The 21,911-nt window shown below is 67.0% G+C and carries 18 protein-coding genes; 9 read left to right on the plus strand and 9 right to left on the minus strand.

The window, feature by feature from the left end:
- Window positions 1–69 precede the first annotated feature (69 nt).
- The 4 genes from DSM104443_RS10920 (at window position 70) to rocD (ending at window position 5,029) form a co-directional block, all read left to right on the plus strand.
- Window positions 70–1,485: a coniferyl aldehyde dehydrogenase gene (locus DSM104443_RS10920; protein ID WP_171092133.1), complete on the plus strand. Its 1,416-nt coding sequence runs from the start codon at window positions 70–72 to the stop codon at window positions 1,483–1,485.
- 2 nt (window positions 1,486–1,487) lie between these two features.
- A complete protein-coding gene (locus DSM104443_RS10925) occupies window positions 1,488–2,012 on the plus strand; it encodes a hypothetical protein (protein WP_171092135.1) in 525 nt (174 codons plus the stop codon).
- Window positions 2,009–3,661: a GMC family oxidoreductase gene (locus DSM104443_RS10930; protein ID WP_171092137.1), complete on the plus strand. Its 1,653-nt coding sequence runs from the start codon at window positions 2,009–2,011 to the stop codon at window positions 3,659–3,661. The genes DSM104443_RS10925 and DSM104443_RS10930 overlap by 4 nt, the downstream gene beginning before the upstream one ends.
- Before the next feature lie 144 nt (window positions 3,662–3,805).
- A complete protein-coding gene (gene rocD / locus DSM104443_RS10935) occupies window positions 3,806–5,029 on the plus strand; it encodes an ornithine--oxo-acid transaminase (protein WP_171092139.1) in 1,224 nt (407 codons plus the stop codon).
- Window positions 5,030–5,173: 144 nt separating this feature from the next.
- Here rocD and DSM104443_RS10940 read toward each other — a convergent pair whose 3' ends face one another.
- From DSM104443_RS10940 to DSM104443_RS10950, 3 genes are all read right to left on the minus strand, one after another.
- Window positions 5,174–7,336 carry a xanthine dehydrogenase family protein molybdopterin-binding subunit gene (locus DSM104443_RS10940; RefSeq protein ID WP_171092141.1) on the minus strand — a complete coding sequence of 721 codons (2,163 nt, stop codon included), beginning with the start codon at window positions 7,334–7,336 and terminating at the stop codon, window positions 5,174–5,176.
- Entirely contained in the window at window positions 7,333–7,818 is a 486-nt protein-coding gene (locus DSM104443_RS10945) for a (2Fe-2S)-binding protein (RefSeq protein ID WP_171092143.1), read from the minus strand. Before DSM104443_RS10945 ends, DSM104443_RS10940 begins: the two co-directional genes overlap by 4 nt.
- 61 nt (window positions 7,819–7,879) lie before the next feature.
- Window positions 7,880–9,559: a long-chain-fatty-acid--CoA ligase gene (locus tag DSM104443_RS10950; protein WP_171092145.1), complete on the minus strand. Its 1,680-nt coding sequence runs from the start codon at window positions 9,557–9,559 to the stop codon at window positions 7,880–7,882.
- An 85-nt stretch (window positions 9,560–9,644) separates the two neighbouring features.
- Here DSM104443_RS10950 and DSM104443_RS10955 point away from each other — a divergent pair, with 85 nt between their 5' ends.
- Window positions 9,645–10,133, plus strand: coding sequence for a phasin family protein (locus tag DSM104443_RS10955; RefSeq protein WP_171092147.1), 489 nt, complete (start codon window positions 9,645–9,647; stop codon window positions 10,131–10,133).
- Here DSM104443_RS10955 and DSM104443_RS10960 read toward each other — a convergent pair whose 3' ends face one another.
- Window positions 10,134–10,397 (minus strand): acyl-CoA-binding protein, encoded by a 264-nt coding sequence (locus DSM104443_RS10960; RefSeq protein ID WP_171092149.1) that lies wholly within the window; start codon window positions 10,395–10,397, stop codon window positions 10,134–10,136.
- Between the two features lie 58 nt (window positions 10,398–10,455).
- Here DSM104443_RS10960 and DSM104443_RS10965 point away from each other — a divergent pair, with 58 nt between their 5' ends.
- A complete protein-coding gene (locus tag DSM104443_RS10965) occupies window positions 10,456–12,048 on the plus strand; it encodes a WS/DGAT/MGAT family O-acyltransferase (RefSeq protein ID WP_171092151.1) in 1,593 nt (530 codons plus the stop codon).
- Here DSM104443_RS10965 and DSM104443_RS10970 read toward each other — a convergent pair.
- Window positions 12,035–12,418, minus strand: a complete 384-nt coding sequence (locus tag DSM104443_RS10970; RefSeq protein ID WP_171092153.1) for a RidA family protein — start codon at window positions 12,416–12,418, stop codon at window positions 12,035–12,037. The two genes, DSM104443_RS10965 and DSM104443_RS10970, sit on opposite strands and share 14 nt — an antisense overlap.
- 221 nt (window positions 12,419–12,639) lie before the next feature.
- On the opposite strand from DSM104443_RS10970, the gene DSM104443_RS10975 reads away from it, so the two are divergent.
- A complete protein-coding gene (locus DSM104443_RS10975; protein WP_171092155.1) occupies window positions 12,640–15,651 on the plus strand; it encodes a DUF1800 family protein in 3,012 nt (1,003 codons plus the stop codon).
- An 11-nt stretch (window positions 15,652–15,662) separates the two neighbouring features.
- The gene (locus DSM104443_RS10980) at window positions 15,663–17,042 is read left to right on the plus strand and encodes a DUF1501 domain-containing protein (protein WP_171092157.1); all 1,380 of its coding nucleotides are present in this window, start codon (window positions 15,663–15,665) and stop codon (window positions 17,040–17,042) included.
- Between the two features lie 83 nt (window positions 17,043–17,125).
- Here the strand turns inward: DSM104443_RS10980 and DSM104443_RS10985 are convergent, their stop codons facing one another.
- The 4 genes from DSM104443_RS10985 to DSM104443_RS11000 form a co-directional block, all read right to left on the minus strand.
- Window positions 17,126–17,500 (minus strand): SWIB/MDM2 domain-containing protein, encoded by a 375-nt coding sequence (locus DSM104443_RS10985; RefSeq protein ID WP_171092159.1) that lies wholly within the window; start codon window positions 17,498–17,500, stop codon window positions 17,126–17,128.
- Window positions 17,501–17,664: 164 nt separating this feature from the next.
- Window positions 17,665–18,444, minus strand: coding sequence for a tetratricopeptide repeat protein (locus DSM104443_RS10990; protein ID WP_171092161.1), 780 nt, complete (start codon window positions 18,442–18,444; stop codon window positions 17,665–17,667).
- A gap of 17 nt (window positions 18,445–18,461) precedes the next feature.
- The gene (locus tag DSM104443_RS10995) at window positions 18,462–19,133 is read right to left on the minus strand and encodes a TetR/AcrR family transcriptional regulator (protein ID WP_171092163.1); all 672 of its coding nucleotides are present in this window, start codon (window positions 19,131–19,133) and stop codon (window positions 18,462–18,464) included.
- A 262-nt stretch (window positions 19,134–19,395) separates the two neighbouring features.
- Window positions 19,396–19,779 carry a phasin family protein gene (locus DSM104443_RS11000; protein WP_171092165.1) on the minus strand — a complete coding sequence of 128 codons (384 nt, stop codon included), beginning with the start codon at window positions 19,777–19,779 and terminating at the stop codon, window positions 19,396–19,398.
- A gap of 130 nt (window positions 19,780–19,909) precedes the next feature.
- Between DSM104443_RS11000 and DSM104443_RS11005 the strand changes: the two genes are divergently transcribed.
- Window positions 19,910–21,904 (plus strand): SDR family oxidoreductase, encoded by a 1,995-nt coding sequence (locus DSM104443_RS11005; protein WP_171092167.1) that lies wholly within the window; start codon window positions 19,910–19,912, stop codon window positions 21,902–21,904.
- Window positions 21,905–21,911: the final 7 nt, after the last annotated feature.

Consider the following 21,911-nt stretch of genomic DNA (forward strand, 5'->3'; position numbering starts at 1 on the left):
TGACTTTCGGCCTCGGTTGAGTTCTGATCTTATCTTATTATTTCAACGACCTACAAGGCATACTTCAAGTTGAATCTCGACGATGGATCGGCCCCGCTGGCCCAGCTTTTCGAGCGCCAGAAGGCCGCCCAGGCCCTGAAGCCCCTGCCTTCCGCCGACGATCGGCGCTCGAGCCTGGAAGCGCTGGAAAGCCTGCTCCGGGACAACACCGAGGCGCTGGTGAACGCCGTGTCGGACGACTTCGGCGGCCGGTCGCCGCACGAGACGCGGCTGCTCGAGCTCTTCCCCTCGCTGGAGACAGTGCGCCATGCGCGCCGCCACGTGAAGCGCTGGATGAAGCCCGAGCGCCGCGCCACCAACCTGTGGTTCCTGCCGGGACGCTCGCGCGTCATGTTCCAGCCGCTCGGCCTCGTGGGCATCGTGGTCCCGTGGAACTACCCGATCTACCTCGCCGTCGGTCCGATGGCCTCGGCGCTCGCGGCCGGCAATCGCGTGCTCGTGAAGATGTCCGAGTCCGCACCCGCGACCGGTGCCCTGTTCGCGAAGCTGGTCGCGAGCCGTTTCTCCCCGGAACAGATCGCCGTCGTAAATGGCGATGCCGATGTCGCGGCGGCCTTCACGGCGCTGCCCTTCGATCACCTGATCTTCACCGGCTCGACCTCCATCGGACGGCACGTGATGCGCGCCGCCGCGGAGAACCTCACGCCCGTGACGCTCGAGCTGGGGGGCAAGTCGCCCGCCATCGTGGGCCGCGGCTTTCCCATCGCGGAAGCGGCGAGCCGCGTGCTCTACGGCAAGTGCCTGAATGCCGGCCAGACCTGCGTGGCACCCGACTACGTGCTGGTGCCCGAGGAGAGCACCGGGGCGTTCGTGGCCGCGGCGCGCTCCACGGTCGAACGGCTCTACCCGACCGTGGCATCGAACCCGGACTACACGGCGATCGTGAACGCGCGCCAGCGCGACCGCCTGATCTCGCTCCTCGACGAAGCGAAGGCGAAGGGCGCGAACGTGATCGCGCTCGCTCCGGCCGGTGAATCGCCCCTGCCCCCGCGCAAGATCGCCCCGCACCTCGTGCTGGGCGGCCGCGACGAGATGCGCGTGATGCGAGAGGAGATCTTCGGCCCGGTGCTGCCGATCGTTCCCTACAAGACGCTCGACGAGGCGATGGCGTATGTGAATGCGCGGCCCCGGCCCCTCGCCCTCTATGTGTTCGAGAACGATTCGAAGGACGTCGATCGCGTGCTCTCCGGAACGGTCTCCGGCGGAGCTTGCGTGAACGAGACGATCGTCCACCTCGCGCAGGACGACCTGCCCTTCGGCGGCGTGGGCCCGAGCGGCATGGGCCGCTACCACGGGCGCGACGGCTTCGAAGCGCTCTCGGTGAAGAAGTCGGTGTTCCTCCAGTCGCGCTTCAACGGCCTCAAGCTCTTCCGCCCGCCCTACCGCGAGCGCTTCGAGACGCTGGCGAAATTCCTCTTCCGCTGACCTTGCTTTCCCGCAGACGCTTCCTCCAGGTGGGCCTCGCCGGCACCGCGCTCCTCGTGGCCGCGCGCTGGCTCGACCGTTCCGCCGCCCCTCCGGCACCGCTGCACGTGCTCGACGCCGATCGCGCCCGCGTGATCGAGGCTCTGGTGCCCGCCGTGCTCGCGAATGCGCTGCCGGCCGAGGCCGCGCAGCGGCGGCTTGCGATCGCAGAAGTCGTCGCCGCCTTCGACCGCGCCGTCTCGGGGCTTTCCCCCGCGGTGCAGGGCGAGATCGCGGATCTGCTGGGCCTGCTGCACTTCGCGCCGACGCGCATCGCGCTGGCCGGGCTCACGAGTCCATGGCAAGAGGCGAGCGTGGAGGACGTGAATGCGTTCCTGTCGCGCTGGCGCACCAGCCGCTTCGACCTGCTGCGCGCCGGCTACCAGGCGCTCACGCAGCTCATCCAGGCCGCGTGGTACGGCAACCCGCAGTCGTGGGGCGCCATCGGGTATCCCGGCCCGCCGTTTCGCTTCGAGGCCGCGCCATGACCGATCTCGCCACGGCGCGCATCGTGCCGATCGTGGATCCCGTGCGCGCCGGAATCGCGAGCGGATGGAAGGTCATCGACGCCGCGCGGCTCGAAGCCGACCGCGATCTCGAGGCGGATGTCGTCGTCATCGGCACGGGCGCGGGCGGCGGCGTCACGGCGGAGGTCCTCGCGGATGCGGGCCTCACCGTGATCCTCGTCGAGGAAGGCCCGCTCAAGACCTCGTCGGACTTCCACATGCGCGAGCGCGAGGCGTATCCGCAGCTCTACCAGGAGAGCGCCGGGCGCCAGTCGAAGGACAAGTCCATCACGATCCTGCAGGGCCGCTCGGTCGGCGGCTCGACCACCGTGAACTGGACGTCGAGCTTCCGCACGCCCGCGGCCACGCTCGCCCACTGGCGCGATGCGCGCGGGATCCGCGGATATGGCGAAGCCGAGCTCGTGCCATGGTTCGAGCGCATGGAGGCGAGGCTCGCGATCGCGCCCTGGCCCGTGGCGCCGAACGAGAACAACGACGTGCTGCGCCGTGGCTGCGCGGCACTGGGCATTCCCACGGGCGCGATCCGCCGCAACGTGAAGGGCTGCTGGAACATCGGGTACTGCGGCATGGGCTGCCCCACGAACGCGAAGCAGTCGATGCTGGTGACGACGATCCCCGCGGCGCTCGCGAAGGGTGCGACGCTGGTTTATCGCTGCCGCGTCGAGCGCCTGGTCGCGGAGGGCCAGTCCGAACCCGGCGATCGCGTTCGCGAAGGCGCGCGCATCGCGTACGCCGAGGCGCGGGGCATCGAGAGCGCGGGTTCTTCGCCGGGATCGCATCGCATCCGCCTTCGCGCGCGGCACTTCGTGCTCGCGGCGGGCGCGATCGGATCGCCCGCGGTCCTGCTGCGAAGCGCCCTGCCCGATCCGCATCTCAACGTGGGGATGCGCACGTTCCTGCATCCCACGCTGGTCTCGGCCGCGATCATGCCGGGCGCCGTCGAAGCGCATGCGGGCGCTCCGCAGTCGGTCTATTCCGATCACTTCCTCGCCGCCGATCCCGCCACCGGGCCCGCGGGCTTCAAGCTCGAGGCGCCGCCGGTCCATCCGATCCTGGCCGGCATCACGATGCCGGGCTTTGGCATGGAGCACGCGAAGGCGATGGCGAGCTTCAACAACCTGCAGGTGCTGATCGCGCTGCTGCGGGATGGCTTTCACACGGACTCGCGCGGCGGCCGGGTTCGCCTGCGCGCTGATGGCTCTCCCGAGCTCGACTACGCGATGACACCATACCTGTGGGAGGGTGCGCGCCGTGCGTTCCTCGCGATGGCCGAGATCCAGTTCGCGGCCGGCGCGCGCGAGGTGATGCCGCTGCACGAGGGCGCCTCGCGCCTGGGGAGTTGGGCCGCCACGAAGTCCGCAATCGAATCGCTGCCCATGGAGTCGCTGCGCGCCCGCGTCGTGAGCGCGCACGTGATGGGCGGGTGCGCGATGGGCTCGAACCCCCGGGAAAGCGTGGTCGACGAGGCCGGACGGCATCATGGGATGGCCAACGTCTCGGTCCACGACGGCTCGCTCTTCCCGACCAGCCTGGGCGCCAATCCGCAGCTCACGATCTACGCCCTGGCCGCCCGCCTGGCGACCGGCCTCGCGGGCAAACTCGCCCGTTAAATCCGGGGGTTACGGCCGCCTGATACCCCCGGTATAATTCCTTTTCAGGCCTGCTGCGTTGAGAACGCGGCGCGTGAAACGGCGAGGAGCCGTCGGGGTCCAACCGGTAGCAAAACGGCCCCGGAAAGCAGAAGGAAGTGTGTCATGAGCGACAAAATCGCCCTGGAGCGCCGCTACGGCGCCACGAACTACGCACCCCTGCCCATCGTGCTTTCGCGCGGTGAAGGTCCCTGGCTCTGGGACGACGAAGGCCGCAAATACCTCGACATGCTTTCCGCGTACTCCGCGGTGAGCTTCGGCTACGGCCACCCGAAGATCCTGAAGGCGTTCACCGACCAAGCCGCGCGCCTCGCGGTGACCTCGCGCGCCTTCCACAGCGACACGCTGCCCCCCTTCCTCGCGAAGCTCTGCGAGGTGACCGGCATGGATCGGGCGCTCCCGATGACCACCGGCGCCGAGGGCGTGGAAACCGCCATCAAGTGCGCCCGCAAGTGGGCCTACGTCTCGAAGAAGGTGCCGCGCGACACGGCCGAGATCATCGTCTGCGACGGCAACTTCCACGGCCGCACGTCGACCATCGTCGGCTTCTCTTCGGAGCCGCAGTATCGCGACGACTTCGGTCCCTACGCGACGCAGGGCTTCAAGCACGTGCCCTTCGGCGACGCCACGGCTCTCGCCGCGGCCATCACGCCCAACACCGCCGCGTTCCTGGTCGAGCCCGTGCAGGGCGAGGCCGGCATCGTCGTGCCGCCCGAGGGCTACCTCAAGGAATGCGAGCGCATCTGCCGCGAGCGCAACGTCCTGCTGATCGTGGACGAAGTGCAGACCGGCCTCGGCCGCACGGGCAAGGTGCTCGCGATCCACCACGAGGGCGTGAAGCCCGACGGCCTCATCCTCGGCAAGGCGCTGGGCGGCGGGTTGATGCCCGTCTCCGCGTTCCTGGCGCGCGAAGACGTGATGGGCGTGTTCAAGCCGGGCGACCACGGCAGCACCTTCGGCGGCAACGCCCTGGGCGCCGCGGTGGGTCTCGCTTCGCTGAACGTGCTCCTGGACGAAAACCTCGCGGAACGCAGCGCGACGCTGGGCGACTACCTCCTGAAGAAATTGAAGGCGGTGCAGAGCCCGGTGGTGACGGACGTGCGCGGCAAGGGCCTGCTGATCGGCGTCGAGCTCGATCCGCGCAAGGTCTCGGCTCGCCGCTTCGTCGAGACGCTGCTCAAGCACGGCGTGCTGTCGAAAGACACGCACGGCACGGTGGCCCGCTTCGCGCCGCCGCTCATCGTCGAGCGCGCGGATCTCGATTGGGCCGTGGATCGCATTCGCGACGCTTTGCGCGAGTACGGCCCCGTCTACGAAAAAGCCGCCTGACGGCGGGCTTCATTACGGCGAAAGGCGTCCTCCGCAGATAAACGCGGATAAACGCAGATAAAACCGTGCAGGGCAAAACCCGGGATTCGGTTTATCGGCGTTTATCTGTGTTTATCTGCGGAGGACGCCTTTCGCCCTAGTCCTTTAGACAAGCTTCTGGTTCTTCAGCGGAAGCTGGCGAACGGGCTTCCCGGTCGCCGCGTGGATTGCGTTCAACACCGCCGGCGCCACGACGCAGATCGTCGGCTCGCCCACGCCACCCCAGAAGTCATATGTCGGGACGATCACCGTATCCACCTTCGGCATCTCGGCCAGCTTGAGGATCGGGTAGGTGTGGAAGTTGTCCTCGACGATGCGGCCGTTCTCGACCGTGTTCTCGCCGTAGAGCGTCGCGCTGAGGCCGTAGGCGACCGAGCCCTCCACCTGCGCCGCGATCTGCGCCGGGTTCACCGCATGGCCGCAGTTCAACGCCAGCACCATGCGATGGACCTTCAGCTCGCCCGCCGGGCTCACCGACACCTCCGCCACCGCGGCGGAATAGCTGCCGTAGCCCATGAACTGCGCGATGCCGCGATGCACTCCCGGCGGCAGCGGCGTGCCCCACCCGGCCTTCTCCGCCGCGGCATTGAGCACGGCCAGGTGCTTCGGATGCTTCGACATCAGCGCGCGGCGGAACTCCAGTGGATCCTTGCCCGCCGCCTTCGCCACCTCATCCATGAAGCACTCGGTGTAGACGCCGTTCTGGTTCGTGTTCACGCCGCGCCACGGGCCCACGGGCACGTGCGTGTTGCGCATCGCGTATTCCACCTGCAGGTTGGGAACGGTGTAGCCGAACTGCGCGTCGCCCGCGGCCTGCCAGATGCCCTGGAGCTGGCGCTGGTCCTTGCCCTCGGGATCGAAGTTCGGGTTGACCCATGCGTTGATGGACTGGCCCGACACGCGAATCTGCAGCGCCGTGAGATTTCCGGCTTCGTCGAGGCCGGCCGAGAGCTTGCACTGCGAGATGGGCCGGTAGAAATCGTGCGTCGTGTCCTCCTCGCGGCTCCAGATCATCTTGATCGGCACGCCCGGGAACTGCTTCGCGATCGAGACCGCTTGCTTGGTGTAGTCCTGGTTGCCGCCGCGCCGGCCGAATCCGCACCCGAGGTCGGTGCGATGGATCTCGCATTTCTCGAGAGGCACGCCCGCAGCCTCGGCCGCGGCGGCGAGCGAGGCTTCCGCGTTCTGCGTCGGCACCCACACATCCACGCCTTCGGCGGAGACCTTCGCCGTGCAGTTCATCGGCTCCATGGTGGAGTGGGCGAGGAATGGCGTGCCATAGATGGCTTCGACGCGCTTGGCGCTCGCCGCCAGTGTCTTCGGCGCGTCGCCTTCCTTCCAGCCGACGAAGGCCTTCTCGGCTTCGATGCCCGACTTCAGGTGCGCGGCGATGCCGGCACTGTTCACCTTCGCGTTCGGACCTTCGTCCCAGGTGATGGGCAGCGCGTCGAGCGCCTTCTTGGCGTGCCACCACGTATCGGCCACGACGGCCACGGTGGCGTTGTCGACCTTCACGGCGCCCTTCACGCCGGGCATTCCCGCGATCGCGACCGCGTCGTAGCTCACGAGCTTGCCGCCGAAGACGGGGCATTGCTTGATCGCGGCGTTCAACATGCCGGGCAGCTTCACGTCGATCGAATAGACCTTGCTGCCGTCCAGCTTGTCGCGCGTGTCGAGGCGGTTCAGGCCCTGGCCGGCGACCTTCCACGACTTGGGATCCTTCAGCTTGATGGTCTTCACGTCGGGCGGCGTGAGCTTCGCGGCCTTCGCGGCGACCTTGCCGTACGTGGTCTTCTTCTTCGAGCCCGCGTGCGTGATGACGCCGTTCTCGACCGTGAGCTCGGAGACCGGGACCTTCCACTCGTCGGCCGCGGCCTGCAGCAACATGATTCGCGCCGCCGCGCCGCCCTGGCGCACGTACTCGTGCGAGGTGCGGATGCCGCGGCTGCCTCCCGTGCCCATCTCGCCCCACGCGCGCTTGGCGGCGAGGTTGCGTCCGGGGGTTACGCCTTCGGTGGTGACCTTGGACCAGTCGCACTCCAGCTCCTCGGCGACGAGCTGGGCCAGGCCGGTGAGCGTGCCCTGCCCCATCTCCGCGCGGGCGATGCGGATCACGCACGTGTCGTCCGGACGAATGGCGACCCAGAGGTTCACTTCGGTCGCGGCCGCGCTCTTGGCTTCCGCGGAGAACGGGACATGGAGACCGAGGGCGAGGCCACCGCCCGCGGCGGCGGATGTGACGAGGAATTGCCGGCGGGTGACGTTCATGCCTTGGCTCCTTCCTTCGCCTTCGGCGCCGAGGCGATCTCGGCGGCGCGATGGATGGCCTTGCGGATGCGCTGGTAGGTGCCGCAGCGGCAGATGTTGGTCATCGCGGCGTCGATGTCGGCGTCGGTCGGCTTCGCGTTCTTCGCGAGCAGCGCCGAGGCCGCCATGATCTGGCCCGACTGGCAGTAGCCGCACTGCGGGACGTCCACTTCGGCCCAGGCCTTCTGCACCGCATGCGTGGCGCCCTTCGAGAGGCCCTCGATGGTGACGATCTTGTCGGTGGCCTTGAGGCTGCCGACCGGCGTCACGCACGAACGGCGCACCTCGCCGTTGATGTGCACGGAACACGAGCCGCACGCCGCGACGCCACAGCCGTACTTCGTGCCGGTGAGGCCGACCTGCTCGCGCAGGGCCCAGAGCAGCGGCGTGTCGTCCTCCACCTTGACGTCCTGGACCTTGCCATTGATGTTGAGCTTCGCCATGCGGTGTTCTCCTTGAGCTGGGTTCCCGCCTGCGCGGGAAGGACGGCCTGGCTTCGTGCGGCTATGCGGCCTGGGGCGGTGCGTTCTTCACCTCGCGGCGCAGCACCTTGCCGACGTTGGTCTTCGGGAGCTCCTTCCAGAACTCCACGATCTTGGGAACCTTGTATCCGGTGAGGTTCTGCTTGCAGTGGTCGAGGATCTGCTGCTTGGTGAGGTCCGGGTCCTTGCGCACCACGGCCACGCGCACCACCTCGCCCGAGCGCTCGTCGGGGGCGGCCACCGCGCAGACCTCGCGGACACCGGGCAGCATCGCGATCACGTCCTCCACCTCGTTCGGATACACGTTGAATCCGGACACCAGGATCATGTCCTTCTTCCGGTCGACGATCTTCACGAAGCCCTCGGGCGTCATGAAGCCGATGTCGCCGGTCCGGAAGGCTCCATCCTCCGTCATCACCTTCGCGGTTTCATCGGGCCGGTTGTAATAGCCCTTCATCACCTGCGGGCCGGCAATGCAGATCTCGCCTGTTTCGCCGAATGGAAGCACGCGCCCGTCGTCGTCGCGGATGGTGACGATCGTCGAGGAAATGGGCAGGCCCGCGTAGCCGTTGTACTCCGCGCCCGGGACCATCGGGTTGATGCAGGCGCCGGGGGACGTTTCGGTGAGGCCGTAGGCCTCCAGCAGCGGCTTGCCCGTCACCTGCTTCCATTTCTCCGCCACCGAGCGCTGCACGGCCATGCCGCCGCCGAGCGACAGTTGCATTTGTGAGAACTGCAGCTTGTCGAATCCGGGGGCGTTCAGCAGAGCGTTGAAGAGCGTGTTCACGCCGGTGATGCACGTGAACGGATACTTGGCGAGCTCCTCGACGAATTTCGGGATGTCGCGCGGGTTCACGATCAGGATGTTGCGCGCCCCGATCTTCATGAACGTGAGGCAATTCCCGGTGAGCGCGAAGATGTGATACAGCGGCAGCGCCGTGATGATGATTTCCTGGCCCTCGCGCAGGTCCCCGCCCCACCACGCCGAGGATTGCAGCAGGTTCGCGACGATGTTGCCGTGCGTGAGCATCGCGCCCTTGGACACACCGGTGGTTCCCCCCGTGTACTGCAGGAAGGCGATGTCGTCGTGCGTGAGCGGCGGTTCGTCCAGCGGCTTGCCGCGGCCCGCGGCGAGCGCTTCGTTGAAGGCAATGGGATTCGGCAGCGACCACGCCGGCACCATCTTCTTCACGCGCTTCACCACGAAGTTCACGATCGCGCCCTTCGGAAAGCCCAGCATGTCTCCGAGCTGCGTGGTGACGATGGTCTTCACGCTCGTCTGCGCGACGACTTGCTCCAGCGTCTTCGCGAAGTTCTCGAGGATGACGATGGCCTCGGCGCCCGAGTCCTTGAGCTGGTGCTCGAGCTCGCGCGGCGTGTAGAGCGGGTTGCAGTTCACCACGACCAGGCCCGCGCGCAGCACCGCGAAGAGCGCGACCGGGTACTGGAGCAGGTTGGGCATCATGATCGCGACTCGCGATCCGCGCTTGAGGCCGGCGACGTTCTGCAGGTAGGCGGCGAAATCCCGCGACTGCTGGTCCAGCTCCGCGAAGGAGATCGTGCGGTCCATGCACGTGAAGGCGGGCTTCTGGGCGAAACGCTCGCAGCTCTCGCGGAAGATCTCGCGGATGCTGCCGTACGAGCCGACGTCGATTTCGGCCGGCACGCCGGGGGCGTACGATTTCAGCCAGGGCTTCTCCATGCTTCTCCTCGTATCGTTATAGGTGCCGCGGCTACCGTCGGCAGTGTAACCGTTAGAATTCGCTACCGCACCCATCGGAGGCACCATGGCCACACGCAAGAAGAAGTCGTCCCGCCGCAGCGCTTCGCGCCCCGCAGACCTCGCCGGCACGTTCGCCGCCTCGGGCCAGAAGATCTGGCTCGCCGGGCTGGGCGCCTACGAGCGCGCCCGCAAGGAAGGCCCGAAGATGTTCGACATGCTGGTGACCCAGGGCAAGGCGCTGCGCGGCCAGGCCGCCGCGGCCGCCGACCAGGCGCTGAAGAACGTGCGCGCGCAGGCCGAGAGCGCCTCGTCGCAGGCCGCCGGCAAGTGGGACAAGCTGGAGCAGGTCTTCGAGGACCGCGTCTCGAAAGCCGTCCACAAGCTGGGGGTCGTCACCGGCAAGGACGTGGACGCGCTGATGCGCCAGGTGAACGACCTCACCGCGAGCGTGCGCTCGATGTCGGGCAAGCCCGCGGCGAAGAAGGCCAAGCGCCCCGCGGCGAAGAAGGCGAAGAAAGCGAAGAAGAAGCCGGCCGCGAAGGCGAAGAAGTAGCTAGTCCTCGCGGGTGACGCGATCGGCGAGCTTCACGTAGGCCGTCATCGCGTCATCCGGGCCCATGCCTTTCAGCTTGCCCCAGGCCTCGTACTTGGCGCGGTTCACGAAGTCGGTGAAGCCGGGCTTGTCGCCCTTCACGTCGCCTTCGGTGGCCTGCTTGTAGTGCGCGTAGAGCTTGAGCTTCATGTCGTTGCCGGGGTCCTTCTTGGCCTTCAGGACGCTCGCGGACGCGGCTTCGAATTTCTTCTTGAGATCGGACATCCCATCCTCCGGGGAATTGCGGAATCACCAGCCCTAACTTAGCCGAAACCCGCTCGACATGACAATCAAGAGAGAACGCATCTCCGGCGTCGACACCGCCTGGCTGCGGATGGAGCACCCCACGAACCTCATGATGATCGTGGGCGTGATGATGTTCGAGGCGAAGCTGGACCTCGAAGCCGTGAAGCGGATCATCGCCTCGCGCTTCCTCGCCTATCGCCGCTTCCGCCAGAAGGCCGTCCAGGATGCGACGGGCGCCTGGTGGGAGGAGGACGCGGACTTCGACATCGATTCCCACGTCCACCGCACCGGGCTGCCGGGCCGCGGAGGCAAGGCCGAGCTCGAGGCCTTCGTGAGCGACCTCGCCTCCACGCCGCTCGATTTCGCCAAGCCGCTCTGGCAATTCCACGTCGTCGACAACTACCAGGGCGGCAGCGCCCTCGTGATCCGCATCCACCATTGCTACGCGGACGGCATCGCGCTCGTGCAGGTGCTGCTGTCGCTCACGGCCGGCACGCCCGAAGCCAGCCTCGAAACCGAGACCGAAGAGATCGACACCGCCGACACGGCCGACGCGGACTTCTGGGGCCAGATCCTGAAGCCCGTCGCGGGCGCGCTCGAGAACGCGGGGCGCATCGGCAAGGACCTCGCGGGGCAGGCCCGCGCCTTCGCCGCCAATCCGCAGGCGGCGAGCGACACGCTGCAAGGCGCCCTCGGCAAGGGTCTCGGCTTCGCGGGCGAGATCGCGAAGCTGGCGACCATGGGTCAGGACTCGCAGACGCGCTTCAAGGGAGCGCTCGGCGTGAGGAAGCGCGTGGCCTGGGCCGATCCCCTGCCCCTCGACGAAGTGAAGGTGATGGGCAAGGCGCTGGGCTGCTCGATCAACGACGTGCTGCTCTCGATGGTGGCGGGCGCGCTGCGCGACTACCTCGAAGAGCATGGAGACCCCGTCGACGACGTGAACATCCGCGCCGTGGTGCCGGTGAACCTCCGCCCGGGCGGAGATGGGCACAAGCTCGGCAACCGCTTCGGCCTCGTCTTCCTCGACCTGCCCGTGGGCGTGGACCATCCGCTGGAGCGCCTCTACGAGCTTCGCCGCCGCATGCGCGAGCTGAAGGGCTCCTACCAGCCGCTGCTCGCCCTCGGCCTGTTGAATGCGGTGGGCTACGGCCCGCGCGTGATCCAGGAGCAGGTCACGCACCTGCTGGGGCAGAACGCGAGCGCGGTGATGACCAACGTGCCGGGACCGGCGGCGCCGCTCTACTTCGCGGGCGAGCGCATCACCGAGCAGAATTTCTGGGTGCCGCAGTCGGGAAGCATCGGCATGGGGGTCTCGATCCTCTCGTACGACGGGCGCATCCAGTTCGGCGTCATCACCGACGTGGGGCTGGTACCCGATCCCAACGAGATCGTCGGGCGCTTCGGCGACGAGTACAACAAGCTCATGTGGCTGACCCTGATGAGTCCTTGGGGTGAAAATCAGGAAGAGGAAGCCCCAGTCACCCAGGTGTCTGGGGCTTCCTCTGGGGAGCACAAGACCCGAGCGAAAGCGAAGGGAACCACGGCGAAGCTGTCAAAAAATTCTCAAGCGGAGGGTGAGGCGCCCGCTCCCGACGCCGCGCCTATCCCGAAGCGCTTCAGGAACCTCTGACCGCCCCGATCGCGTCCATCTCGACGAGATAGCCATAGTGGAGCTCGGGCACGGGCACCACCGTGCGCGCGGGCTTGTGCCCGCCGAGCATCTCCGCATAGATCGCGTTGAAGGCGGGCCAGTGCTCGATGCCCGCGATATACACCGTGGTGCGAAGGATGAGATCGCGTCCGCTTCCCGCCGCATCCAGCACCGCGATCACGTTCGCGATCACCTGCCGCGCCTGCGCCTCGAAGGTCTCGAGCATTCCGTCCGGCTGGCCCGGGACCAGCGGCAATTGCCCCGCCACATACACCACGCCCGCATGGATGATCGCCTGCGAATAATGGCCGCGCGCGAGGGGCGCCGACTCCGTCGATATCGAGTGCATTTCGAACTCCTTCGTGGGACTCCGTGCCCTGTAGCTGTAGGACGACACTGACAAGTGCTTGATCCGACAGGGCTTCACGCGAACCGCCTGAAAGCGCTGTAGCTGAGCGGCGACACATGGCGTTTGTGTCGCTTGCGGAAATTCGTTGCACATCAACACGTTGATGCAGTGGCACCGAAGTTGCAGTAAGCCCGGCGACCACGACCCTCTGGGAGAATAACGTGAACGCCCAACAACAGTCCCCGCGCCGGCGCCTCGCCGGTTTCGACAAACTCATCGCGCTGTTCGCGCTGCTCGTCGCATTGTTCACGAGCCCGCTCGCGAGCGCCGCCAACTACACCGACATCTGGTGGAACTCGGCCGAATCCGGCTGGGGCGTCACGCTCACGCACCACAACGACAAGCTCTTCGGCGTCTGGTACATCTACGACTCCGCGGGCAAGCCGTACTGGGTCGTGATGTCCGACGGCGTGTTCTCGAACGAGGGCCGCACCTTCACGGGCTCCATCCACACGACGCGCGGTCCCTCCTACCGCGAAGCGATCTTCCGCTCGCAGAACGTCTCGACCCGCCAGGTGGGCACGGCGAAGATCGACTTCGACGCGGATGAAGAAAACGCGACCGCGACGTACACGATCGACGGCATGACGTCGACCAAGCGCATCACGCGCCAGGCCTACGGCATCGCGCCCACCAACTTCGGCGTCGACCACAGCGACATGTGGTGGGACGACAAGGAGTCCGGCTGGGGCCTTTCCGTGAGCCACCACGGGGACAACATCTTCGCGGTCTGGTACACGTACGGCGAGGACGGCAAGCCGCTGTGGGTCGTGATGCCGGGTGGCGTGCTCAACGGCAATACCTTCACCGGCACCATGTACACGACGACCGGCTCGCCCTACATGGCCGGCTTCGACGCGAAGCAGACGCAGGTGACGCCGGTCGGAACGGCGAAGATCACCTTCAACGGCACGCAGGGTCTCTTCGAAAGCGACTTCAAGGGCTTCCAGCAGTTCAAGCAGATCAAGCGCCTCGCCTTCGGCAAGGAATCCTCCAACAAGAAGCCCACGATCCAGCTCGCGGCCACGGCCGGCGCAAGCCCGCTCGTCGCTCCGGCCACCGTGACGCTCAAGGCGACCGCGGCCGACTCCGACGGCACCGTCTCGAAAGTGAGCTTCTTCCAGGGCTGCAACATGATCGGCGCCGACTCGGCCGCGCCGTACGAATTCACGGTCTCGAACCTGCCCGCGGGCAAGTACTACTTCTCCGCGCGCGTGAGCGACGACAAGGGCGGCACGGCGCTCGCCTCGACGCAGATGATCGAGGTGAAGTCCGGCACCGGGGGAGGCACCCCCGGAGGCGGTGGTGGCGGCGGCAGCGGCACGAACAAGGCGCCGACCGTCTCGATCACCGCACCGGTGGCCAACGCGCAGTTCGCGCAGGGCGCCAGCATCACGATCGTCGCCACGGCGGCGGATAGCGACGGCACGGTCGCCAAGGTGGAATTCCTCGCCGGAGCCACGAAGGTGGGCGAGGCTCTCGCCTCGCCGTGGCAGGTGACCTGGTCGGCCGTTCCCGCGGGCGCCTACAGCCTCACGGCGGTGGCGACCGACGACAAGGGTGCGACCAAGACCTCGAGCGCGATCAGCGTCACGGTGATCCCGCCGGCGATCGTCGTCGACGCGGCCACGAAGGACGCGGCCCGCTTCCTCACGCAGGCGACCTTCGGCATCAAGAGCATCGCCGAGATCGACGCCCTCAAGTCGCAGGGCTACGAGGGCTGGCTCAACCAGCAGTTCGCGCTGGGCTGGAGCTCGCATGTCGGCTACGTCGACCTGCGCGTGGCGGTCAACGAGAAGCCCGACGAGGAGCGCGCCTACGAGGCGATCTGGCAACAATGGCTCCTCGACAACGGCCAGCTTCGCGCCCGCATGGCCTTCGCGCTCTCCGAGATCTTCGTGATCTCGAACATCGCGCCGGACCTGGACACGTACGCGATGGCCTCGTACATGGACATGCTGAACAAGAACGCCTTCGGCAACTACCGCCAGCTCCTGGAGGACGTGACGCTGCATCCGGCCATGGGCTACTACCTCAACATGATCGGCAGCAAGAAGGCCGACCCGGCGAAGGGCACGCACCCGAACGAGAACTTCGCGCGCGAGGTGATGCAGCTCTTCTCGATCGGCCTCTACAAGCTGAACGCCGACGGCACCCGCGTGATCGAGGGCGGGCTTCCGGTCAACACCTATGACCAGACGGTGATCGGCGGGATGGCGGCCGCGTTCACGGGATGGAACTTCGCGGGCAACGACACCAGCAACGCCGCGATCTTCAACCCGGCCAAGGAGAACTGGCGCGACCCGATGGTGGCGTGGGAGATGTGGCACGACACCAACGCGAAGACGATCTTCAACGGCATCGTGATCCCGGCGGGCGGCAACGCGCGCGGCGACATGAAGGCCGTCCTGGACGCGCTCGCCAACCACCCGAACGTGGGACCGTTCGTCGGGCGCGAGCTGATCCAGCGCTTCGTCACCTCCAACCCGAGCCCGGCCTACATCGGGCGCGTGGCGGCGGCGTTCAACAACAACGGCTCGGGCGTCCGCGGCGACCTGCGCGCGACGCTGCGCGCGGTGCTGATGGACCCGGAGGCGCGGGACGTGAACAAGGCCGCGACCGACCCGACGTTTGGCAAGCAGCGCGAGCCCGTGATCCGCTTCGCGAACTTCCTGCGCGGCCTGAACGCCACGAGCCCGTCGGGACGCAACAAGATCTGGTACCTGGACAGCGCCGACGAGGGGCTGAACCAGAGCCCGCTCCTCTCCCCGAGCGTCTTCAACTTCTTCTCGCCGAACTACCGGCAGCCGGGACCCCTGTCCGCCGCGAACCTGGTCGCGCCGGAGTTCCAGATCACCACCGAGACGAGCATGGTGGGCGGCCTCAACTTCTTCTCGAAGCTGGTGAAGAACGGCTCCTACGGCAGCGGCGACACCAAGCTCACGATGAATCTCGCCGAGCTGAACGCGCTGGCCAACACGCCGGGGGCGCTGGCCGATCGCCTGAGCCTGCTGTTCATGAACGGGATGATGTCCGAGGGGCTCCGCAGCACGATCGTGAGCACGCTGGGCGCCATGCCGGCGATGAAGACCAACGACACGACGGTCACCGACCGGGTAAGGGCGGCGCTGATCCTGGTCTCGCTCTCGCCCGACTTCGTGATCCAGAAATAAGGGAGGACAACATGACGAACCGCAGAGACTTCCTCAAGAAACTCGGCACCGCGGGCATCGGTGTCGGCGGCCTGGGCGCCTGGAGCGACCTTCAACGCATCGCTGCGGCCGCGAGCCTGGAGCCGAGCCCCAAGGCCGCGGGCGAGGACTACCGGGCGATGGTGTGCGTCTTCCTGTTCGGCGGGAACGACGCCAACAACATGGTCATACCCACGTCGACGACCGAGTACCAGCAGTACGCCACGGGCCGCACGCCCACGCTGGCGCTGCCGCTGAACTCGCTGCGCGCCCTCAACGTGTCGAACACGCCCGGGCGCACCTTCGGGCTGCACAACTCGATGACGGGCCTCCAGGGCGTGTTCAACGCGGGCAAGGCGGCCGTGGTGGCCAACGTGGGCCCGCTGCTGGCTCCGACGTCGCGGGCCGACCTGCAGGCGCGCCGCGTGCCGATCCCGCAGGACCTCTACTCGCACAGCGACCAGCAGGCGCAGTGGCAGAGCTCGATCTCCGACGGCGCTCCGCGCTCCGGATGGGGCGGGCGCGTGGGCGACCTGATGAAGGATGCCAACGGCACCAACAACAGCTCCACGCTGATCTCGGTGTCGGGCAACAACCTCTTCGAGGTCGGCACCACGCTCACCTCGTTCAAGGTCTCGCCCGGCAACCATTTCGGATTCGACTTCTACAAGGGCGCCTCGTCGAACGACGCCCTGTCGAAGGGCATCACGGACCTGCTGGGGCTGCCGAGCGCCAACCTGTTCGACGGCGCGTGGAAGGACGTCATCCACCGCGCGATCCAGAACCAGCAGGTGCTGGCCTCGGCGCTGGCCGCCGTGCCCCCGTTCACCACGGTGTTTCCCAATACGGGGCTCGGCAACCAGATGCAGATGATCGCGCGCCTCGTGTCGGTGCGGGCGGCGCTGGGCCTGAAGCGCCAGGTGTTCTTCGCCTCCATCGGCGGCTTCGATACGCATGGCGACGAGCAGATCGGCCGCCAGTCGGAGCTGCTGGGCGAGGTGAGCAACGCCCTCACCGCCCTCTACAACGCGACCGTGGAGCTGAACTGCTCCGACCTGGTGACGAGCTTCACCGCCTCGGACTTCAACCGCACCTTCCCCTCCAACGGCAAGGGGTCCGATCACGCGTGGGGCAGCCACCACGTCGTCGTGGGCGGCGCCGTGCAGGGCGGGAAGATGTACGGCACGTTCCCGACGCTGGTGAAGGGCGGGCCGGACGACACGGGCGGCGGCGGGCTGTGGATCCCCACGACGTCGGTGGACCAGTACGGCGCCACGCTCGCTCGCTGGTTCGGCGTGGACGTGGGCGGGGTCAACACGATCTTCCCGAACCTGGCCCGCTTCCCGGCGGCCAACCTGGGATTCCTGGGGTAGTGCCCTCGCGGGGCAGCAAAAGAAACGGGCCGCGCTTGCGGCCCGTTTCACTTCGGTATCCCGGAAAACCCGGGGCGCCGGACTTACTTCAGGTGCTTGGAGACCAGCTTGGTCATCTCGAACATGGACACCTGCTTCTTGCCACCGAAGACTTCCTTCAGCTTGTCGTCGGCGTTGATCATGCGACGGTTGGCCTTGTCCTGAAGGTTGTTCTTCTTGATGTAGGCCCACAGCTTGCTGGTGACTTCGGTGCGCGGCATGGCGCCCGAGCCGATGACGGCGGCCAGCGAGGAGCTCGTGTTCATGGGCTTCATGAAGGCGGCGTTCGGCTTGCGCTTCTTCGCAGCGGCCTTCTTCGCCGGCTTCTTGGCGGCGACTTTTTTCACCGTGGACTTCTTCGCGGCGGGCTTCTTAGCCGCCGGCTTCTTCGCTGCTTTCTTTGCTTTCTTAGCTGCCATTAGTGATTCCTCCAATCTGGAAAATGCGTTGAGTTCTTAAGTACTCAATCTCGCCCCCTGGGCGTGACAAGCGAGAGGATGCAAGAGGCGAAAACAACTTGTCAATGGTTTTCCCTCTGAAAACCGTGTTTTCTCCCTCTGAGCGTGTCGTCGAAGCCACAGCTTTACGCCAGCTCGGCCCTCGCCATCTCGACGTCGAGCTTCTCCATGGCGTCCCTCGGCTTCATCGCAGCCGCCTTGGCATAGAGCTTTCCCGCCTCGGCGAGCTTCGCCTTGCCGTAGAGGAGAACCAGCCCGTTGGCGTATTCGATGTGTGCGATCGGCGACGCCGGCGCGAGCTTGAGCGCCTTCTGGAAATGCTCATCGCCCTTCTCCCGCTTGGCTCCGTAGGTGAGGCCGCCGACCAGCGCGCCCACCTTGTCGATGATCTCGGCGTGGTACGCGCCCATCGCGATATGCGCCTCGGCGTGCTTGGGCGCGAGCTTGAGCGCCGCCTCGAGGGCGGTGCGGATCTTGCCGCCGTAGCCCTGCGCGAGCGCCTTCGCCACCGAGATCCGCTGGCTGTAGCGGCCGGCGGCGTAGGCGTAGAGGTAGTGGGCGTTGGCGTTCTTCGGCTCGTCCTGGGCCTGCTGCGCGGCGCGCTCCATCGCCTCCTCGAAGAGCGCGACCTTCGCCGCGTCCTTCGGCTCCACGCCGTTGGCGTAGATCGCCTGCGCCTTATTTGCCGCGGTGATTCCCGCGCCACCGGCGTCGAGCCCCACCACGACGGCGTCGGCGAACTTGCCCTGGTGGAAGAGGCGCCAGGCCTCCTGCGCGCCCGCTTCCTTCGGCCACGGCTCCGCGTCGCCCTGGTGCAACGCGTCCCAGTGCTTCTTCAGGGCGTCGCCCGCGAAGGCGAACTCCTTGGTCGGATGCGGAAACGCTGCCCACTTCGGCTTGGCCATGGTCGGCTCCTTGGGTTCTATTCGAGGTAGTTGCGGCTCAGCTGCTCGAGGTGATCGCGCGCGGCGCCCACGAGGTACGGCGAGACGAGGGCCATCACCTGGTAGGCGCCGAGGCCCAGGTCGCCCTCGACGGAGCGCACCCGCGCCCCGCGCAGCGACTGGAAGTTCAGCCAATAGGTGGCCACGACGAGGACGTTGCGAGCGACGGTGTGGATCTCGGCCGGGGTGGCGCGAAGCGAACGGCTGCGCACCAGCGACCCGCAGAGGGCCACCACGGTCTCGTGCTTGGTGTCGACGATGCGGTTGAAGTGCTCGCGCAGCTTCCGGTTGCGGGCGAGCAGGTCGTCCAGGTTCCGGTAGAGGAAGCGGAACTCCCAGATCGCTTCCAGCATGAGATGGAGGTAGAGCCAGAGGTCCTCGATCGCCGCCGGCCCCTCGCGCACGTCCGCGGGCCCGATGCCGATGCGCTGCTCGAACGCCCGGAACAGGTGCTCGACGATCTCGTCCTTGTTGCGGAAGTGGTAGTACAGGTTGCCGGGGCTCATCCCCAGCTCGCCGGCGATCATGCCGGTCGTCACGTGCGGCTCGCCGCGCTCGTTGAAGAGCCGCAGGCTCTCCGCGAGCACCCGTTCACGCGTCCGTTGCGTGCGGACCGCGTTGCCGTCGAGCGACGTTCGGGGCTTGGCCATCGGGCGCTATGGTACCCGGACGCTCCGCGGCGGTTGCCGGCAAGGGCCGAACGCTCCGCTGGATGGACCCCTTGAACCACGGAGGCACGGAGACACGGAGACACGGAGGGCCACGGAGAAAATCATGGCGGGTCCTGCAAGATGCCGACGTCGGTGAATCGCGGCCGCCTGCAAACTGCCGACCCTTCAAGCTTTCCTCCGTGGCCCTCCGTGCCTCCGTGCCTCCGTGCCTCCGTGCCTCCGTGGTTCAGGCTAAAACGAGTCAGGCACGAGCGCGGGAGCGCGACATGCGATCGACCTTGGCCTGGAGCTGGGCGACCTGGCGCGACAGCGCCTTCACGTCCTTCGTGGTCGGCACGCCGAGCTTCGCGATGGCGCGCGAGACACGCTGCTCGAACACCTTCTCGAGGCTGCTCACGGCGGCGACGGTGCGCGCACGGGCTTCCTCGACGCGGGCGACGGCGACGTCGCGGGCGTTGCCGGCGGCTTCACGGGCGGCGTTCGCGCGCTCGCTCGAGGCGGCCTGGAAAGCGGCGCCTTGCTGGGCGATCGAGGCGAGGGTCTTGCGCACCGAGGCGCGCGCCTTCTGCATCGTGGTGGCGGGGGTGACGCGGGTCTTGCGGACGGTACGGGTCTTGCGGGCCATGGAGGCTCCTTTCGGGGATCGGTTCATCACGGGCAGGAGCTTAGGGACCGTCCCTAGAGCCCGGGTTCTAAAGTTTTCCGGGGTATCATTCGACGCAAAACGAACCCCTACGCCGCAGGAGAAATCCCCCATGGCATACCTCGTCACCGGCGGGACCGGTTTCATCGGCCGCTTCCTCATCGACAACCTCGTCGAGCGCGAAGGACCGGTGTACGTGGTCGTGCGCAAGGGGTCGGTGAAGAAGCTGGAGGCGCTGAAGGCCCGCTGGGGCACCGCCGCCGAGCGCGTGATCCCGGTGGTGGGTGACCTCGCCAAGCCGAAGCTGGGCCTCTCCACGGCCGACATGGCGAAGCTGAAGGGCAAGGTGAAGCACTTCTTCCACCTCGCCGCCATCTACGACCTCTCCGCCGACGCCGCGAGCCAGGAGACGGCGAACATCGAAGGCACGAGGAACGCGGTCGAGCTCGCCGAGGCGGTGAACGCCGGCTGCTTCCACCACGTGAGCTCCATCGCCGCCGCCGGACTCTACGACGGCGTCTTCCGCGAGGACATGTTCGAGGACGCGGAGGACAAGGACCACCCCTACTTCCACACCAAGCACGAGTCCGAGGGGATCGTGCGCAGGGAATCGAAGGTCCCCTTCCGCATCTACCGCCCCGGCATCGTCGTCGGCCATTCGAAGACCGGCGAGATCGACAAGATCGACGGGCCGTATTACTTCTTCAAGCTGATCCAGAAAATGAGGAACGCCCTGCCCCCGTGGGTGCCGACGGTCGGCATCGAGGGCGGGCGGATCAACATCGTGCCGGTCGACTTCGTCGCCGACGCGATCGACCACATCGCGCACAAGAAGGGCCTGGACGGCGGCTGCTTCCATCTCACCGACCCCGAGCCCATGCGCGTGGGCGAGGTCCTGAACGCCTTCGCCAAGGCCGCGCACGCCCCGCAGATGACGATGCGGCTGAACGCCAAGATGTTCAGCTTCATCCCCTCCTTCGTGCTGGATGCCGCGATGTCGCTCGCTCCCGTGCGGCGCATCCAGAAGCAGCTCCTCGCGGATCTCGGCATCCCGAAGGACATGTTCACGTTCATCAACTATCCGACGCGGTTCGACAACCGCGAGGCAGCCAAGGCGCTGAAGGGCTCCGGCATCGAGGTGCCGCGCCTCGAGGATTACGCCTGGCGCCTGTGGGATTACTGGGAGCGCCACCTCGACCCGGACCTCTTCATCGACCGGTCGCTCGCCGGCAAGGTGAAGGACAAAGTGGTTGTCGTAACCGGCGGGACCTCGGGCATCGGCGAGGCGACGGCGTACAAGCTCGCGGAGGCCGGAGCCCGCGTCGTGGTCGTGGCGCGCGATGCCGAGAAGGCCGTGCCGGTGATGGCGAAGATCAAGGCCGATGGCGGCGACGGGACGTTCGTCTCCTGCGACCTCTCCAGCCTGGAGGACTGCGACAAGCTCGTGGCCACGGTGCTGAAGAAGTTCGGGCGCTGCGACTACCTGGTGAACAACGCCGGGCGCTCGATCCGCCGCGGCATCGCCTCCAGCTACGACCGCTTCCACGACTTCGAGCGGACGATGCAGCTGAACTACTTCGGGAGCCTGCGCCTGATCATGGGCTTCCTGCCGTCCATGGTGGCGCAGAACGCCGGCCACATCATCAACATCTCCTCGATCGGCGTGCTGACGCGGGCGCCGCGCTTCTCGGCCTACGTCTCGTCGAAGGCAGCGCTCGATGCCTTCGCCGACTGCGCTGCATCCGAATTCATAGACAACAACGTACATTTCACCACCATCAACATGCCGCTGGTGCGCACGCCCATGATCGCGCCGACCAAGCTCTACAACCACGTGCCGACGCTCTCGCCGGAGCAGGCGGCCGACCTCGTGGTGGAAGCGGTGGTCTACAAGCCGGTGCGCATCGCCACCCGCCTGGGCATCTTCGGCGAGATCCTGCACGCCGTGGCGCCGAAGGCCACGCAGATCATCCTCAACACCGCGTTCCGCATGTTCCCGGACTCGGGTGCCGCGCAGGGCAAGAAGAAGGACGGCGAGGCGAAGGAAGTCGAGCTGACACCCGAGCAGATCGCCTTCGCGCAGATCACCCAAGGCATCCACTGGTAAGGACTCC

The organism is Usitatibacter rugosus (assembly GCF_013003965.1).
Lineage (GTDB): Bacteria > Pseudomonadota > Gammaproteobacteria > Burkholderiales > Usitatibacteraceae > Usitatibacter > Usitatibacter rugosus.